This is a genomic window from Chryseobacterium takakiae (assembly GCF_900129385.1).
In the GTDB taxonomy this organism is placed as follows: domain Bacteria; phylum Bacteroidota; class Bacteroidia; order Flavobacteriales; family Weeksellaceae; genus Chryseobacterium; species Chryseobacterium takakiae.
Window position 1 is genome coordinate 65,267 of record NZ_FQVO01000001.1, and the last position, 17,393, is coordinate 82,659.

A 17,393-nucleotide genomic window follows, 5' to 3' on the forward strand; every position below is an offset into this window, starting at 1 on the left:
TCAAGAAAGTGTAACTTTGGTTACACTTTTTTTATGTTATGTAAAAATCTGGTTTTATGAAGAAGAGTTTGATTATCATGTTTACAATTCTGGGTTTTTTGTTTCATGCGCAAACGGTAAAAATCAAAAGAGGAATTGTAACACTTGAAGGAGTGCACGTTGCCAAAGTTTCCAATAAATCCAATGTGTATACTTTTATGGATCTTAAAGAGACTCCGATTTACACTGTGGAATTTGTAGATAAAAGTATAGTAGATTCTGTAAGAGACAGTTATATCAAATTAAACAGAATTTATAATAAGGATAAGACACTTGAGCTGGATTATATATCACCGTCAGCCTTTTCGGGGGAAGAAAAATCTGCAGCGTATACTTGCGTAAAAAGTCTGAAGATTATCGACGAAAGAGGAATTAATATTAAAAATCTTGATGAACTCTTTAAAAATAATCCGAAAAGAAAGCTTGATAGTAAAACTAAAGATGCATATACCACCAGAAGTAAGATTGATAAGCTGAATATAACTGTTAATAATGTCGGTGAAATATTAAGTAATGGAAAGCCAGTAGGTTACTTTACTAATTTACCGGTGAGTTTTGGATCTGAAGATACCATTACTGATAAAACCTTTGTAGACATTGAAATTTATGATGCCAACAGCAAATACATTGGAAAATATATTACTACAACCAAACAAATAAAAACAGCAGGCGGAAAAACGTTTACCTTATACAGGGAAATGTCCGGGCGTGCATCCATTTTGAAATTTCCCACTTACAAAGCCATAGCCGAAAGAATGGCAATTCTGGATCCGAATTTTATTAAAATCCAGGAAAAAGTAATTGTAGGTGAAGTAAAAAGAGATGGCGTTGAGAAATAATAAATGGAAATTTGAATTAATATAATGTAAATAGCTATAACAAAATGTACAGAAACTCTGGAATTCATCTGGAGTTTTTCTGTTTTCGGAAAATAATGTTTAAAAATTACAGACTCAAAATTACTCCATTCTCTTTCAGTTGCTGCATGGATTTTGAAAACCAAAATAATTCGAAATTTTCAAAATTTTCTTCGAAATTAGTCTTAAGTTGTTGAAGCGTAGGCTTTTTTATATTTTCTATTGAGTATTCATTAAACATTTTCATCAGCCATTCAGCATGCCCCTCATCTAAATCAATAGTCACAATATTGGTTTTAAGTGCACTGTAATTTGTGTGTACGTATAATGGTACTTCTTTTTTGTTTTTATGCGATTCTCAGCGATTACGTTTTTAGCTAAAAAAATAATTCTTGAATTGCCTTTAAAAGTAAAATCATCATTTTCAAGCAAAGCATCATGAATATAATCCGGATGAACGGTTGTCCTCGGAATTTTAAAATCAAACCATTCCTGAAGAGGAAGTTCAAAATTAATTCCGTGCATATAATTGAAAAGAGATTTTTTTAAACCAAAACTAAATTTTCCATGATCGATTCCTGTGCGGTCTGTGAAATCAACATCATTGTTGGCGAAAAGAATTTCCTGCTTAATTGGGGTAACTCCAAATTCTTCAGGATTTATTCCGACAGGAGAGTGGGCAGTCATCGCAAACTGGTGCCAGAACCCACTTTGTAAAATTCCCATTTCGAAAAGCTGTCGTACCATTTCCAATGAATCCACAGTTTCCTGAACGGTCTGTGTAGGATAGCCATACATAAGATAAGCATGAATCATAATTCCGGCTTCCGTGAAATTTCTGGTTACTTTCGCAACCTGCTCAACGGAAATTCCTTTATCAATTAATTTAAGCAAGCGGTCGCTTGCCACTTCAAGCCCTCCCGAAACCGCAACGCATCCGGAGAGTTTTAGAAGAAAACATAAATCCAGGGTAAAGCTTTTTTCAAAACGAATATTGGTCCACCAGGTTACCACAAGATTTCTCCTTAAAATTTCCAGAGCAACTTCCCTCATTAAAGCAGGCGGAGCAGCTTCATCCACAAAATGAAATCCTGTTTCTCCGGTTGTCCGGATTAGTTCTTCCATTCGGTCAACCAAAATTTTTGCAGAAATGGGTTCGTAAATTTTTATATAATCTAAAGAAATATCACAGAAAGTACATTTTCCCCAATAGCATCCGTGAGCCATCGTCAATTTGTTCCATCTTCCGTCACTCCATAAACTGTGCATCGGGTTGGCAATTTCAATCACCGAAATATATTGGTCCAGTAACAAATCTGAATAATCAGGAGTTCCGATATCAGCTTGTTTATAATCATGTCTTCCGGAATTATTTTTATAGGTAACTTCTCCATTTTCAATTAAAAAAGTTCTTTTGAACTTAGATTCTTGAATTTGTTCAGAATGACAAATATTTTCATAAAGCAGTTCAATCGGAAGTTCTCCGTCATCCAACGTAATGAAATCAAAAAATTCAAAAACCCTCTGATCTTTCACTTCCCGCAATTCGGTATTTGGAAAACCGCCGCCCATTGCCGTTTTTATATTAGGATAATTTTCTTTGATAAATTTGGCGCAACGGAAGGCAGAATACAAATTTCCCGGAAACGGAACAGAAAAGCAAACCAGCTTTGGCTGAACAGATTCTAATTTTTTATTGAGGATTTTTAAAGTAATGTCATCAATAAATGTTTGATTACCCGTAATTTTTGAATACAATTCATCAAATGAGTTGGCACTCTTTCCCAACCGTTCCGCATACCTGCTGAAACCGAAATCGGTATCAATACTTTCAACAATATAATCTGAAAGATCTTCTAAATATAATGTTGCCAAGTGTTTAGCTTTATCCTGCAATCCCATGCTTCCGAAGGCAAATTCCATATCATCCAGCTGATTGAAGCGTGAAGCTTCAGGCAGAAAATTCATAGAGCAGATCTGTCTTGCTAAAGTTGGTGTTTTACCCTGCAAAAAAGAAATAACCTGACCGATGGTCTTGATATATTCGTCCCGTAATGAAAAAATGCGCTGTGAATTTTCAGAAATAGTGCTGATCTCTATTTTTCTGTTGAAAATGTCCCGGATTCCTTCTTTGGAAAACAATTCCAGAATGACTTCAATTCCTAAATCTGCCTGAGATGATGAAATATTTTTGGTATTCAGAAAACCTTTGATATAAGCAGTAGCAGGATAGGGCGTATTAAGTTGTGTAAAAGGCGGAGTGATCAGAAGGAGGTCTTTCAACAGTAAAATTTTTACAAAGGTAAGGTTTCGGAATATATAATTTCAAAAAAACCACTGATCATTCAGTGGTTTTAATTGTATTATTTTTAAATTTCTTTAAAACTTAAACCTTGTTCAGCCAGCAGTTTTTGCTCCTGATCTTTATAATGACCGCCAACAAGTTTGTCATGGATCGCTTCAAAAGCTGCCAGCGTTTCATTAATTTCAGAATCGGTGTGTGATGCTGTAGGAATTAATCTTAGTAGAATCATTCCTTTAGGTATTACAGGATAAACTACTACAGATGTGAAGATTCCGTAGTTCTCTCTCAAGTCTTTCACTAAGAGTGTAGCTTCTACCGGAGTTCCCTGCATCATTACCGGAGTCACACAAGTGTTGGTGTCACCGATATTAAAACCTCTTTCCTTTAGACCGTTCTGAAGTTTATGTGTATTTTCCCAAAGCTTCGCTTTAATTTCAGGCCTTGTTCTTAACAGTTCCAGTCTTTTTAAACCTCCGATTACCATTGGCATTGTTAAAGATTTAGCAAAAATCTGCGATCTTAAATTGAATTTCAGGTATCTTATAATTTCTTTATCACCGGCGATAAACGCTCCGAACCCGGCCATAGATTTTGCAAAAGTGGAGAAGTATACATCGATCTGATCCTGACATCCCTGCTCTTCACCAGCCCCGGCTCCGGTTTCACCCAGCGTTCCGAACCCGTGTGCATCATCTACCAACAGTCTGAATTTGTATTTGGATTTTAATTCACAGATTTCTTTCAGTTTTCCCTGCTGTCCTCTCATCCCAAAAACACCCTCTGTAATCACTAAAATTCCTCCTCCGGTTTCTTGTGCTACTTTAGTGGCTCTTTCAAGATTTTTTTCAAGACTTGCAATATCATTGTGTCTGTAAGTAAATCTTTTTCCTGAATGAAGTCTTACCCCGTCAACGATACATGCGTGAGAATCAACATCATAAACGATTACGTCATTTCTTCCAACCAAAGCATCAATGGTAGAAACCATTCCCTGGTATCCGAAGTTTAATAAATAGGCAGATTCTTTTTGTACAAAATCGGCCAGCTCTCTTTCCAATTGCAGGTGTTGCTCCGTTTCTCCGGACATTGCTCTTGCACCCATTGGGTAGAACATCCCGAATTCTGCAGCTGCTTTCGCATCAGCTTCTAACACTTCAGGGTGGTTACACATTCCAAGATAGTCGTTAGCACTCCAGAAAATAACTTCTCTTCCCTGAAATCTCATTCTTGGGCCAATAGGTCCTTCTAATCTCGGGAAAATAAAATACCCTTCACCATAATCTGCAAATTGTCCAAGAGGTCCTGGATTTTCTTTTATTCTGTCAAAAATATCCAACATTTTATTAATATTTTAAGTAAAAAAGCCTTTTTTGGTTACAAAAAGGCTTGATTTGTATAACTTTTTTATTCTTATTTAATAAATTCAGTTTTAAAAACTTCATCGTAGTTGTGAACGCAGTTGTTTACAAAACCCTGTTCCGCCATCCATTTATCACTGTATACTTTGGTAATATATCTGGAACCGTGATCAGGATAAATCAAAACAACCATATCGTTTTCTGAAAATTTGTGGGATTGAGCGTATTGTATCAACGCCTGTGTAACCGCTCCTGTAGTATACCCTCCCATAATGGCTTCCTTTAAAGCGATTTCACGGGTTCTGTACGCTGACATTTCGTCGTTTACCCTCACAAATTCATCTACTTTATCGAAAAGAAGGGCAGAAGGAATTAAATTTTTTCCCATTCCTTCAATCTGGTAAGGATGCACGTCTTCTTTATGAATTTCTCCAGTTTCATGATAGCTTTTTAAAATAGATCCGTCTGCATCAACACCAATGATTTTGATATCCGGATTTTTTTCTTTTAAAAATTTTGCTGATCCGGACAAAGTTCCGCCGGTTCCCGTGCACGCAAAAAGGTGAGTAACTTTACCTTGTGTCTGTTCCCAGATTTCAGGCCCGGTAGTCTGATAATGTGCGTCAATATTCAGTTCATTGAAGTATTGATTGATGTATACTGAATTGGGCGTTTCTGAAGCTATTCTTTTGGCAACTTCATAATAGGATCTAGGATCATCTGCCGGTACGTTGGCCGGACAAATATAAACGGTAGCTCCCAATGCCTTCAGATAGGCAATTTTCTCAGGCTTGGTTTTATCACTTACCGCAAGAATACATTTATATCCTTTAATAATACAAACCATAGCAATTGAGAATCCTGTATTTCCAGATGTAGTTTCTACCACTACGGAATCTTCTCTTAATAAACCTTTTTTTTCAGCGTTTTCTATAATATGAAGTGCGATTCGATCTTTTGTGGAATGTCCAGGATTATATGATTCTAACTTGGCATAAACAGTTGCAGGAATTTCTTTCGTCACAGTGTTAATCTTCACCATAGGAGTATTTCCTATTAGGCCAAGTATATTATCGTAAACATTACTCATTATTTGTTATTTTTCAATAAAAATCTGTCGGCAAAAATACAAAAAAATAAATTTATTTCTAAACTTTTGTTTTGATTTCTAACCTCTAAAATAGATAAAAAAAATTTTATATTACTATTCAACAGGTAAACTTTTCAAAAAACGAGCCAAATTCTTTAAATTTTGTTAAAAACCGCCTTAAATCATAGAAAAGCCTTATTTTCGCGTAATTGATTTAATACTATGAAAAATTGGACTTTCAGGCGATGGAACACCGTTCTCGGATGGGTAGTTTTCGTCATTGCATTTATTACATACTTGTCCACCATAGAACCGAATTTCAGTTTTTGGGATTGTGGCGAGTATATTTCCTCGGCGGTAAAACTTGAAGTAACGCATGCTCCCGGAGCGGCATTATTCCAGATTGTGGGTGCTGTAGCAGCCATGTTTGCGTTGGGAAATGGCGAAAATTATTCTATCGTAATCAATGCGATGTCCGCATTGTTCAGCGCGTTTACGATTCTGTTTTTATTCTGGACCATCACCCATTTGGTGAGAAGACTTTTAAATAAGGATTTTGACGAAATTACAAAACACCAGGAGATTTCCATTCTTTTCGCAGGAATTGTAGGAGCTTTATGTTTTACTTTTTCAGATACCTTCTGGTTTTCTGCTGTAGAAGGCGAAGTATATTCTATGGCATCTATGTTTATTGCTCTTTTAGTCTGGTTGATTACCAAATGGGAAAATGAGTACCAGCTTCCGGACAATGAACGATGGATTATCCTCATCTTTTTTATTCTGGGACTTTCTGTGGGGGTACATATGATGTGTATGCTTGCGATTCCTGCAGTATGCTTTATATATTATGCTAGAAAATATACTTTTACCTGGAAAAATTTTATCTGGGCCAATGTAATTACCTTAATCATTCTGGCTATTGTTTTTAAAGGAATTTTCCCTTTCATCATGACGATGTTCGGAAAACTTGAAATTTTCTTTGTTAACGGATTAGGGCTTCCGTTCCACTCAGGAACGATTGCAGCATTTATCCTGATGATTGCGATCTGCTATTTCCTGATTTCCTATACAAGAAAGATGAAGCGAAATGTGTTTCAGACCATCGCTTTATCTGTGGTATTTATGATGATTGGTTTTTCATGCTGGATGGTAATTCCTATCAGGGCAAATGCCAATCCGCCGATGAACCTTAATGATCCGGACAATGCCATCGGGATGCTGGATTACTACAACAGAGAACAATATGGTGACTGGCCAACGATTTACGGTCAAAACTACACAGCTTATCTTGATGCTAAAGGAATTGAAAAAAATGAAGACGGAAGTTTCAAGACACAAAAAACGGGTGAGATCTATGAAAAGGATGAGAAAACCGGTACTTACAGAAAGACCGGAGACCGATTCAATTATGTATTCAATAAAGCGCATGTCGGTTTTATGCCGAGAATGTTTAATGAAGATAAAGATGTCATGGCCAACTACATTTCTATGTACGGTGCACCAGACTTTAGCTTTAATTATGGCAACGAAGATGTTGCAGACAGCCCTGAAGCAAAACAGATTTTTGATGAACTCAGAAAAAAATACGAAGATAAAACAATTACTGCTTCCGATTATTTAAAGGTAAGACCGTATGATCTTATCAATGTTCAGAGACCTTCTTTAGGACAGAATTTGGATTATTTTATTACTTTCCAGAACGGATATTACTTTGTACGATACCTGATGTGGAACTTCGTGGGGCGTCAGAATGACCTTGAAGGAAACATGGAAAGCACCCGCGGGAACTGGATCTCCGGAATTTCTTTTATCGATGATTCTATCGTAGGAAATCAGGATAAAATGCCTGCGAAATTCAAAAACGAAAGTACGGTGAAGTTCTTCTTTTTACCGTTGCTGTTAGGGCTTATCGGATTCTTTTTCCAATTGAATAAAGATTTCGGAAGATTCTATGCTATGCTTTCAATTTTTGTATTAATGAGTGTGGGAATCATTTTCTATACCGGTGTAAAGCCATTTGAACCAAGAGAAAGAGATTATGCGATGGTAGGTTCATTCTATGTTTTTGCCATCTGGATCGGATTAGGGGCAGCCGCCATTCTGTGGTTCCTGCAGTCTAAAGTTAAATCTAATGCGGCTAATATTGTTGTTGGTGTAGTTTTATTAGGAGTACCTTTCATGATGGGCTTCCAGAATTACAATGTACATAACAGGCACAACCGTTATACCTCATATGATTACGGATACTCAGTATTAAAATCATTACCCAAGAATGATATTTTATTCGTGTATGGTGATAATGATACCTATCCGGTATGGGCGATCCAGGAAACGGAGCAGTTCAGGGACGATGTAAAGGTGGTCAACTTTACCCTTGCTTCCACTCCATGGAATATTGATCAGATTAAAAGAAGAACCTATAATGCGGCGGCTGTTCCGGGGATTTTAACGCATGATGATTACAGAGACGGAACTAATGATCAGATCTATATGATGAAAAAACAAGATTGGGAAGGTGTTTTCTCAATGCTGAAAGAGCAGGGAGCCCCTGAAACGGAGTTTGCGGAATTCAGAAAATATCTTGTTCAGGATTCTATGACGATGAAAGAAGCGCTGAATTTTCTTAAACATTCATCTCCTGCGAAAAACGAGCTTCTTAAAATGTATTTCGGAGAGGAAAAGTATGAAAAATACAATATTTTACCGGTTAATAAATTCATTCTTCCTGTAAATAAGATTAATGCGGTAAATTCAGGAATCATCAATGCCGCTGATCTTCCAAACACGGTAAATCAGATCATGATTACATACAAGGCTAATACATTGTATAAAAATAATCTGATTATGCTTGATATTCTTGCGAATTTCGACTGGAAAAGACCGATCAGCTTCTCTTCAGGAGGAATCTACGACAGTGAGAATGTTTTCTATCTGGATGAATATCTTCAATTCGATGGATTTAGCTACAGGCTGATTCCTATCCACACTCCTCAGACTCCGGACGGAGAATTGGGAAGAGTAGATGCAAATTCTTTATACAATGTTGTTAAAAACTTCAGATGGGGCAATTTTAAAGACCTGAATACGCATTTCGATGAGACGGCTACTTCCAACATCATCAGCTACAGATCTTCTGCAAGCAGAGCAGCAGCAGCTTTGGCTACAATGGGGCAAAAAGGAAAAGCAATTGAACTTCTTGACCTGGCATCAAGGGAAATTCCTGCAGAAAAGTATAATGATCCTCGTTCATTGAGTTCATTGGTGTATGGATATATTGTTTCGGGTCAGGAAAGTAAAGGATTGAAGTTGGCAGAAGTACTGAAAAAAGGTGTTTTTGAAGAATATGATTATTATATGAGCCTTAGTAAGTCGGACCAGAACTATTTAAAAAGACAGATCAGAACAAAACCGATGGAATATTCATTAGTGATTTCAGCGGTTACGGATGCTTACACCAGACTCGGACAGAAAGAAAAAGCATATGATTATCTCGTAAAATCCATTGAACCGATCGATAAGAAATTCAATACCTTCGTTGAAAATCTTAAAGAAATGGGCAAGGAAAAAGCAATGAATGAATCTGAGCAGGTACAGAAGATTACCCCATTCTACCAATATTTATTTGATATTATGGAACCTTTTGACTCTACCTATTCGAAAGAAAAGGAAACGCAGATTACCAATGCAATAATAAAAGCAACACAATAATATATCTAAAACGGAACTTCGGTTCCGTTTTTTTTTGTTGGGAATCGAATAATTAAAAACAGTATATTTGTCCTAACAAAGAAACACAATGACAGAAATAAGGAATCATAAAATCCCGGTCTATGCGGTATTTTTTACAGTACTTGTAAAATTATTATTTTTATTAACACACTACATTCAGGAAGATGCATTCATTACATGGAGGGTTGCTCAGAATCTCCTGGATTATGGAGTGATCGGTTTTAACGGGAATGATAAAATTTCAGCCTCCACAACACATTTATATGTTTTTGTCTCTTATGTTTTTAACCTGATTTTCGGGAAGGAAAATTTTATTGAGCCGCTGCTGATTTTCAATTCGATACTCTTTACTACCGGCACCCTTTTTCTTTCTCATTTGTTGCTGAAAAATACCTGGCATAAAGCGCTATTTATTTTTTTAATAGGAATTTTGCCCCCCGCTATAAAAATTTCGATCCTCGGAATGGAATATGGCATTCTCTTCTTTCTTGAAATGATGCTTTTGTATTATGGTTTTGGTAAAAGTAAAAAATGGGCTCAGATCATATTGCCAGTTTTAATTATTTTTACAAGAATTGATACGGTAATTTTTCTGGGAATTGTCTTTGTTATCGATCTTTTGTGGAATAAAAAAATACGGTGGTTTTATATTCTTGGCGGAATTTTGGGGACGGCCGGTTTGTTGGCCTTCAACTGGCTGTATTTCGGTGAAATTGTTAATAATACCATTGTCGCCAAGAAACTGGCCTATGACAAATATTACACATTCCATCAAAACCTGGATCATTTTATACAGAATTTTGGAAATTTCTGGGGAATGCTCAAGCTTCCGGGAGATTTTAATCCGTTCACAATTGTATTGCTGATGTTTGAATGGCTTTGTTTTATTTATTTAATCAGGCAAAAAGATAAAAGAAACTTTTTCTTGTGGGTCATTTTCATTTTCGGATGGATAAAACAGCTGATTTTCCTTTCTCAGAAAAGTATGTTCGATTGGTATTACTGGATACCCCAGATTCTGCTTTTTGTCCCTGTCTTACTTTTTGTTCTCGAACAGAAAGAAAAAAGAAACCTCTGGCTGGCCTTATTAATTGTATTTTACAGTATTCCCATGCTGGTTTTCCAGACAGTTCATGCCATCGCAACCGGAAATGGTGAATGGAACTACAGACGTACAATAGGACTTTTTTTAAATTCTTATGAAAAAGATAAAAGCCAATGGATTTTTCTTGAGCCGGCAGGATATGTTCCTTATTTTTCAGGGCTGAAAACAATAGATGAAGTGGGGTTGGTTGATAAAAATGTTCAGGATGAAATCAGGAAAGACAAAAAAAAATTTTGGATCAACACGATAAAGGACAGAAAGCCTAAATACCTGCTTTCGTATGATGATTTATTGACGTCTGAAAATGCAGAATATATAAAACTTCACTACAAACTGATCAAAGAATTCCGTGTAAAAGATCATTTGAAAAGTGATCATTTTATTTTGCAGAAAATTTACATTTTAAAACCTTCCGGATCAGATTACAATTTATACGAAAGAATTGATTAATTTAGAAAGATTTTCAACATCATAATTTAAATTAAAAAATGAAATACTGTGCATTTCTGCGGGGAGTGAATGTAAAGGGTACCAATATGAAAATGGCCGAAGTATGTGAGGTGTTCAGAGGGGCAGGAGTAGAGCATGTGAGCTCCGTACTTGCTTCCGGAAACATCCTTTTTGCATCGGAAAAAGATCCGGCAGAATTAAAAAATATTCTTGAAAAAGCAATGTCTGGCCATTTTTCGTATGAAGCTTTTTTATTTATAAAATCGCAACCCGAGATTGAAAGCTTCTGGAACGGGAATCCTTTTAAAAAAGATGAAAACCTGCATTGTTATACTTTCATAGGAAATGACGGAGTGGAGAATATCCTGATGAAAGAATTTGAATCCGCTGCAAAGACAACTCATGAAGAAGCTAAAATTATTGATCGTATTTTTTATTGGCAGGTACCGAAAGGCAATACACTTGATTCTACATTTGGTAAAATTTGAGGAAAGAAAAGTCTTAAAGATCAATTGACCAGTAGAAATATCAATACATTTGAAAAGATTTTAAAAGCATTCAGCAAAATGTAATTTGGAAAATGTTGAAAACATTTTTTAATCAGTGTACCGGATTGGATCTTAAATTCTTTATACACACATTATCAAAAATTCAAATTTATAAATGATTATTCACTGATTTGAAAATTGAGGTATTCTCTCTTTCATAAATTAAAATCTGTTAATTCTTACAACTATTTCAGTTGTACAAATTATTTCTATGATATGCTCCCTCTGAAAAATAATTGTTTCATACCAGAGAATATTACAAAATAAAATAATTGCTACTATAATATAGTAATACCATAAATACGATCTGCTTCTTATTATAAATTAATGATTTATGTAGATCATAACAAAAATAATTCACATTTTTTATCTCTATTGATTACAATCATAAAAAACAATTTCAGAATACTTTAGTTTTGTTCTCAGATTATTGAAATATTTTAAACGACCTGATGTAAAGGATAAAGGCAGCATTAAAGAAACTGGCGTGGTATGTATGTGGTATTTTAATTCAGGAAAATTTTAATCATTTTTTCTTTCTTTGTCTTTACCTAATATATAATCGCATTTTTTGCGATAATATTTTAAAATTAAATGCAAAAAGCAGAAAAAACGTAATTACTACTAAGGCAGGCCAATTTTCAAAATGATAAAATATCAAGCATAAAAATAGAAACTTAAAAAAAGGAGTTGATACTCTCAGAAAAGTTTTGTTAAAGTATTAATGCTGGAGCTTACAACAGGAATTAGTAGAGATGAGAAAACATTATGAAAAACGAAAAGACTGAATTCAATTTAGAAGATTTAAACCAAAAGATTTTTGTGCAGGATGAAATTTTGGCATTAGCAAAAGAAAATTCTCCACGTCTGTTGAGCAAATTCAGATTAGTGGATCCGGACTTTTTTAAGAAATTGTCTGGTATTCAGCCCAATTTAAAAAATTCTGAACTTATTTTCTGTATTTATTTAAAGCTCAATTTAACAACAAAGGAGATTGCAACCTATACTTTTGTTACTCCTAAAGCCATTCAAAACAGGAAAAACAGATTGAGAAAAAAATTGAATATTGCCTCTAATATTGATATTTATAAATGGTTTAATGAACTTTAAACCATTTTTTTATTTTTAAAACTGCAGAATTGCTTTGTCCAGGTCATGATACAACAGAATCTTCCAGTGATTTTCAGTTGCTTCTTTTTGCCATTTTAATCTTAACTCCATTGCCTTTCTTCCATCAAAATCACTTTTATAAGCAAGATGATATTTCAGGTAGGATTCTTGCGGAAGATCATCAGCTCCGTAAAAGACCGTTTCTTTACCATCCTTTATCCAGAAAACCTGCATGAAAGGAGTATGTCCGCCGGCAACCTCAAAATAAATTTCATCCGTAATGGATCCGCTGTCTTCATCCATCCACACTATTTGATCCAGGCTGATCAGCTTTTCCAGTGTATCAAAATCGAAAGAATGGCTGTTTTTGTTCTGCATTGCATATTCCAGTTCACGTTTCTGGATATAAATGTCAGCATTGGGAAAAGTTGCCTCAAAACCGTTTTCCGTACGGACAATGGTTGTTTCGATATGATCTTTATGGAGATGAGAAAGCAGGACTTTGGTCACACTTTCAGGTTTAATATTTTCCCTTGCAAGAATTTCAGAGATAACCGTTTTTCCTGATTCATTTTTCCACCCGATTCCTGCATCCAGCATTATAATATCTTTTTCCGTAATGATGAGAAAAGGAGTGATAGACATTTTTATTCCTTTTACCGTAGCGTTATTTTCCCCTGTTAAGAGCGTAAAATCTTTTGTTTTGTTCGTAGAAAAGTTGCCTTCTTTCAGCGGTATAATTTTCATGGTGCAAATTTCTTCATAAATTCTGATTTTGAAAACCTTTTTCATCAATTAAAATCATCGCTAAAAGCGATAAAAGTTTAAATAGTGTTTATCATAAAATAAGTATTTTTGTTCCGGCAATTTCGCACATACTTAAACAAAATCTATGCAGTTGAATTCTACCAGTGGGATCTCACGTACTGTGATCTGGCTCATGACCATCATTTCGGGGCTTGTTGTAGCAAATATATATTATAACCAACCTTTGCTTTCATTGATTTCCGAAGATCTGCAGGTATCCGAAGCAGCAGCAGGAAAAATTTCCGTACTTACCCAGCTGGGATATGCAGCCGGGCTTTTACTGATTGTTCCGCTTGGAGATAAATTATTCCGTAAAAAGCTTATTCTTGTTGATCTTTTGCTGGTATTTCTTTCATTAGTATGGATAACTTTTGCAAACGAATTATGGATGCTGTATATTGCCAGTCTGCTCATTGGAGTAACTTCTGTAATTCCTCAGCTTTTTATACCCATCGCAGCAGAACTTTCAACGGATAAAGAAAAGTCTTCCAATATCGGATTGGTCATGTCCGGGCTCTTGCTGGGAATACTTTTATCCCGTTTCATCGGAGGGATCGTAGGAGAAATCTGGGGTTGGAGAACTATGTTCGGAATAGCATCAGGAATGATGATTATCGTTTGGATTGCTGTATATACCATGCTTCCCGCACTTCCCCCTAATTTTAAGGGAACCTATGGAGAGTTGATGAAATCGGTATTTCATCTTGCTAAAACACAACCTGTTTTAAGGCTCGCTTCATTCCGTGGTGCAATGGCTTTCGGTTCTCTCTGTGCACTGTTTACAACTTTGGTTTTCCACATGGAAAAACCGCCGTTTAATGCCGGTTCATCAGTAGTAGGAAGTTTTGGTCTCGCCGGAGCGGCCGGGGCTTTAGCTGCAGCAAGGGTTGGAAAACTGCAAAAAATATTTGATTTAAACAGAATCATCATTTATGCTTTATCCGTATTGCTGATCAGTTGGGGGTTCACCTATTTTGCGGGTGAAACGTATTGGGGACTGATTGTTGGAGTAGTTCTGATAGATTTGGGGGTTCAGTCTGCCCACATCATGAATCAGACCGATTTCTTCCTTATAAAATCTACCGCTGTAAACAGACTGAATACCGTTTATATGGTGTCTTATTTTATAGGAGGTTCTCTGGGAACATGGCTTGCTTCCATTGCGTGGCAGTATTACCAATGGGGTGGTGTCTGTTTTGTAGGAGTATCGATGGGAATCCTGGCTTTAACGACCCACCTTCTTTTCAGCCGAAAAAATAAATGAAAAGTATAATTTAGCTAAATATAAATACGATGAAAGTAGAAATCTGGTCGGACGTTATGTGTCCGTTTTGCTATATCGGTAAAAATAATTTTGAGAAAGCGCTTGAAAAACTGCCTTTCAAAGATGAAATAGAAGTAAAATGGAAAAGCTTTCAGCTTGATCCGACGTTGAATCCTGAAGAAACCAAAAAAACCTTCGAATATTTCAAAGAGAAAAAAGGAGTTCCCGAAGCTCAGGCGAAGCAGATGGTAGAACAGGTTTCACAGATGGGAAATACGGCAGGAATCAGCTTTAATTTTGACAAAGCAATCATTACCAATACTTTTTCAGCGCACAAATTATTACATTTAGCAAAGAAATATAAAAAAGACAATGAAATGGAAGAGGCTCTCTTTATTGCACATTTCATTGAAGGAAAAAATGTGGGAGATCTCAATACGCTTGTTGATATTGCCGCATCTCTGGGAATAAATACAGAAGAAGCCCGAAAGATTTTAACATCAGAAGAATTTGATGATGAGGTAAAGCAAGATTTTTCAGAAGCAAAAAGTCACGGGATTTCAGGAGTTCCTTTTTTCATTCTGAACGGAAAATATGCCGTTTCCGGAGCGCAGCCTGTTGATTTTTTTGCCAATGCCCTTCAGCAGACCTACGAAGAAACGGTTTCTCCGCTGAAAAATATTTCTGGAGATGATAATTCCTGTGGAACAGACGGCTGCAGCATTTAAATAATATTCAAATAAAATCATTGTATGATCACAGTAAATGAAAATTACAGCTTTCCGTTAGAAGAAACGCTTTTCGTGTTTGCCTTGGATTCTGAAGCAGGAAAAAACTTTAATGATAAAAATAAACTGATCACAGGCATCGGAAAAGTGAATGCTGCGATGGAGCTGACGAAAGAAATTCATCGGAGAAGACCAAAGTTAATTATAAATCTGGGTTCTGCCGGAAGTAAGAGTTTTCATAAAGGAGAAGTAGTTTGCTGTACCAAATTTATCCAGCGGGACATGGATGTAAGAGGGCTCGGCTTCAGTTTATATGAAACACCATTGTCCGGTATTCCGCCTGTTCTTGAATATGGATTAAAAAGAAACGGTCTTCCTGAAGGAATTTGCGGCAGCGGGGACAGCTTTGAAATGAATCATTCCGAAACTGACTATAATGTTGTTGATATGGAAGCGTATCCGCTGGCGTTGATAGCCATGAAAGAAAACATTCCGTTTCTTTGCCTGAAATACATTTCCGATGATGCAGGAAGCGAGGCTGCAGACGACTGGACAGTACAGGTACATCTTGCTTCGGAAGCATTTAATAAAATTTTATTTTTAAAATAAAGTATAAGTCCTTTAATTCTTACTATTAAAAGTAAACTCATATATAGTATCATTGTTAACTGTAACGCCTTTGTTTCTCTTAAGATAAGAATACAGTTTTTATTTTTCTTTGTTTAGCTTTGTGTTATAAATTTAAAATGTACTGATAGTAATAGTATGACATCAATAGTTCTTAAAAAAGCTTCTGCGGGAGATCTCGAAACTCTGCAGCAGATTGGAAAGGAAACTTTTTACGAAACCTTTGCAAAATACAATTCCGAAGATGAAATACAGAAGTATCTTACTGAAAGTTTCTCTTCAGAAAAATTATTGAAAGAACTTAATACTCCGGATTCTCAGTTTTTCATAGCTTGGGAAAAAGAAAATCCTATAGGATATCTCAAAGTAAATTCCGGAAAAGCGCAGACCGAACTTCAGGATGAGACTGCTTTGGAAATTGAAAGGATTTATGTGAAAAGCTCCCATTACGGCAAGAAAGTAGGGCAGCTTCTCTACGATAAAGCACTGGAAATTGCTCTTCGGCAACAAAAGAAATACATCTGGCTCGGCGTATGGGAAGAAAATAAAAGAGCGGTGAGCTTTTACAGTAAAAACGGATTTACAGAATTTGATCAACATATTTTCCGCTTAGGAAGTGATGAGCAGACTGATCTGATGATGAAAAAAGTGCTGGAATAAAAATTAAATCTCATAAATTTCCGCATCGGTAAATACATAAAATCTTCCTTTTTTAGGGAGATTTTTGGTATCAAGCCCGGTAAACTCGCTGAATGCGGGCAACAGAAGCTGGTTTTCCGTTACGACAAAACAGGGAAGCTTTATTTTTTTTACAGCGGAATTGATGACGAATCCCGGATGAATATGTCCGGTAATCTGAAATTTCTGGTGTTTCTTTTCAAAATCATGAATCAGCATAAAATCTTCAATTTCCAGCAGTTCAGCTTTAAAGTTCAAGCATAATTTAGATTCAAGCTTTTTGGAAATTCTGTCGTGGTTACCTTCAATAAGATGGAATTCAAGATCGCTGTACCGGTTTCTCCAGCTGCAGAATTCATCAACATCCGAATTATCACCGGCATGCAGAAGATCTCCAACGACCATAAACTTTTCAGGCTTAAAATATTCAATAAGAATCGAAAGCCGTTCCAGGTCATTTTTCATAATCTGATTGGCCAGAGCAATTCCGTTTTTCCGGAAATGGGCGGTTTTTCCAATATGCAAATCCGATAGGATAAGGGCTTTCTGCTCTTCCCAGAATAAAGCCCTCTGGTTGGTTAACGTAAATGTTTCATGTCGGATTTTTATCTTTTTAGTCTGTACGTTCATTCTTTTCAGGAATACTTCTTAAGTTATTAAAATATAGATTGAACTCCTACGGAGTTCTGTTCTTGAAT

At 36.0% G+C, this 17,393-nt stretch carries 13 protein-coding genes and 1 pseudogene; 9 read left to right on the forward strand and 5 right to left on the reverse strand.

Annotated elements, in window-relative coordinates:
• Window positions 1–56: 56 nt before the first annotated feature.
• Entirely contained in the window at window positions 57–878 is an 822-nt protein-coding gene (locus BUA76_RS00330) for a hypothetical protein (protein ID WP_072882509.1), read from the forward strand.
• Between the two features lie 106 nt (window positions 879–984).
• On the opposite strand, the pseudogene BUA76_RS00335 reads toward BUA76_RS00330, so the two are convergent.
• From BUA76_RS00335 to BUA76_RS00345, 3 genes and pseudogenes are all read right to left on the reverse strand, one after another.
• Window positions 985–3,179, reverse strand: a pseudogene (locus tag BUA76_RS00335) (B12-binding domain-containing radical SAM protein).
• An 86-nt stretch (window positions 3,180–3,265) separates the two neighbouring features.
• Window positions 3,266–4,537 (reverse strand): aminotransferase class I/II-fold pyridoxal phosphate-dependent enzyme, encoded by a 1,272-nt coding sequence (locus BUA76_RS00340; protein ID WP_178337295.1) that lies wholly within the window; start codon window positions 4,535–4,537, stop codon window positions 3,266–3,268.
• Window positions 4,538–4,611: 74 nt separating this feature from the next.
• On the reverse strand, window positions 4,612–5,649 hold the full coding sequence (locus BUA76_RS00345) for a PLP-dependent cysteine synthase family protein (RefSeq protein ID WP_072882513.1): 1,038 nt from the start codon (window positions 5,647–5,649) through the stop codon (window positions 4,612–4,614).
• A gap of 222 nt (window positions 5,650–5,871) precedes the next feature.
• On the opposite strand from BUA76_RS00345, the gene BUA76_RS00350 reads away from it, so the two are divergent.
• The 4 genes from BUA76_RS00350 (at window position 5,872) to BUA76_RS00365 (ending at window position 12,591) form a co-directional block, all read left to right on the forward strand.
• Window positions 5,872–9,357 (forward strand): glycosyltransferase family 117 protein, encoded by a 3,486-nt coding sequence (locus tag BUA76_RS00350; RefSeq protein WP_072882516.1) that lies wholly within the window; start codon window positions 5,872–5,874, stop codon window positions 9,355–9,357.
• 88 nt (window positions 9,358–9,445) lie between these two features.
• Window positions 9,446–10,933: an LTA synthase family protein gene (locus BUA76_RS00355; RefSeq protein ID WP_072882518.1), complete on the forward strand. Its 1,488-nt coding sequence runs from the start codon at window positions 9,446–9,448 to the stop codon at window positions 10,931–10,933.
• 38 nt (window positions 10,934–10,971) lie between these two features.
• Window positions 10,972–11,421, forward strand: a complete 450-nt coding sequence (locus BUA76_RS00360) for a DUF1697 domain-containing protein (RefSeq protein WP_228408432.1) — start codon at window positions 10,972–10,974, stop codon at window positions 11,419–11,421.
• Window positions 11,422–12,249: 828 nt separating this feature from the next.
• Window positions 12,250–12,591, forward strand: coding sequence for a helix-turn-helix transcriptional regulator (locus BUA76_RS00365; protein ID WP_072882520.1), 342 nt, complete (start codon window positions 12,250–12,252; stop codon window positions 12,589–12,591).
• 15 nt (window positions 12,592–12,606) lie between these two features.
• Here the strand turns inward: BUA76_RS00365 and BUA76_RS00370 are convergent, their stop codons facing one another.
• On the reverse strand, window positions 12,607–13,338 hold the full coding sequence (locus BUA76_RS00370; RefSeq protein WP_072883346.1) for an MBL fold metallo-hydrolase: 732 nt from the start codon (window positions 13,336–13,338) through the stop codon (window positions 12,607–12,609).
• Between the two features lie 145 nt (window positions 13,339–13,483).
• Between BUA76_RS00370 and BUA76_RS00375 the strand changes: the two genes are divergently transcribed.
• From BUA76_RS00375 to BUA76_RS00390, 4 genes are all read left to right on the forward strand, one after another.
• Entirely contained in the window at window positions 13,484–14,662 is a 1,179-nt protein-coding gene (locus BUA76_RS00375; RefSeq protein ID WP_072882523.1) for an MFS transporter, read from the forward strand.
• Between the two features lie 29 nt (window positions 14,663–14,691).
• Complete coding sequence (locus BUA76_RS00380; protein ID WP_072882525.1) at window positions 14,692–15,390, forward strand: DsbA family oxidoreductase; 699 nt, start codon at window positions 14,692–14,694, stop codon at window positions 15,388–15,390.
• Window positions 15,391–15,414: 24 nt separating this feature from the next.
• Window positions 15,415–15,999, forward strand: coding sequence for a 5'-methylthioadenosine/S-adenosylhomocysteine nucleosidase family protein (locus BUA76_RS00385; protein ID WP_072882526.1), 585 nt, complete (start codon window positions 15,415–15,417; stop codon window positions 15,997–15,999).
• Window positions 16,000–16,155: 156 nt separating this feature from the next.
• Window positions 16,156–16,677 (forward strand): GNAT family N-acetyltransferase, encoded by a 522-nt coding sequence (locus tag BUA76_RS00390; RefSeq protein ID WP_072882527.1) that lies wholly within the window; start codon window positions 16,156–16,158, stop codon window positions 16,675–16,677.
• Between the two features lie 3 nt (window positions 16,678–16,680).
• Here BUA76_RS00390 and pdeM read toward each other — a convergent pair whose 3' ends face one another.
• On the reverse strand, window positions 16,681–17,325 hold the full coding sequence (pdeM, locus tag BUA76_RS00395) for a ligase-associated DNA damage response endonuclease PdeM (protein ID WP_072882528.1): 645 nt from the start codon (window positions 17,323–17,325) through the stop codon (window positions 16,681–16,683).
• Window positions 17,326–17,393 lie beyond the last annotated feature (68 nt).

Bases quoted from the DNA above. Each gene is read 5' to 3' on its own strand.
- BUA76_RS00355 (WP_072882518.1), top strand. From the start codon at position 9,446: ATGACAGAAATAAGGAATCATAAAATCCCGGTCTATGCGGTATTTTTT.
- BUA76_RS00370 (WP_072883346.1), bottom strand. From the start codon at position 13,338: ATGAAAATTATACCGCTGAAAGAAGGCAACTTTTCTACGAACAAAACA.
- BUA76_RS00380 (WP_072882525.1), top strand. From the start codon at position 14,692: ATGAAAGTAGAAATCTGGTCGGACGTTATGTGTCCGTTTTGCTATATC.
- BUA76_RS00350 (WP_072882516.1), top strand. From the start codon at position 5,872: ATGAAAAATTGGACTTTCAGGCGATGGAACACCGTTCTCGGATGGGTA.
- BUA76_RS00365 (WP_072882520.1), top strand. From the start codon at position 12,250: ATGAAAAACGAAAAGACTGAATTCAATTTAGAAGATTTAAACCAAAAG.
- BUA76_RS00390 (WP_072882527.1), top strand. From the start codon at position 16,156: ATGACATCAATAGTTCTTAAAAAAGCTTCTGCGGGAGATCTCGAAACT.
- BUA76_RS00330 (WP_072882509.1), top strand. From the start codon at position 57: ATGAAGAAGAGTTTGATTATCATGTTTACAATTCTGGGTTTTTTGTTT.
- BUA76_RS00345 (WP_072882513.1), bottom strand. From the start codon at position 5,649: ATGAGTAATGTTTACGATAATATACTTGGCCTAATAGGAAATACTCCT.
- BUA76_RS00360 (WP_228408432.1), top strand. From the start codon at position 10,972: ATGAAATACTGTGCATTTCTGCGGGGAGTGAATGTAAAGGGTACCAAT.
- BUA76_RS00385 (WP_072882526.1), top strand. From the start codon at position 15,415: ATGATCACAGTAAATGAAAATTACAGCTTTCCGTTAGAAGAAACGCTT.
- BUA76_RS00375 (WP_072882523.1), top strand. From the start codon at position 13,484: ATGCAGTTGAATTCTACCAGTGGGATCTCACGTACTGTGATCTGGCTC.
- pdeM (WP_072882528.1), bottom strand. From the start codon at position 17,325: ATGAACGTACAGACTAAAAAGATAAAAATCCGACATGAAACATTTACG.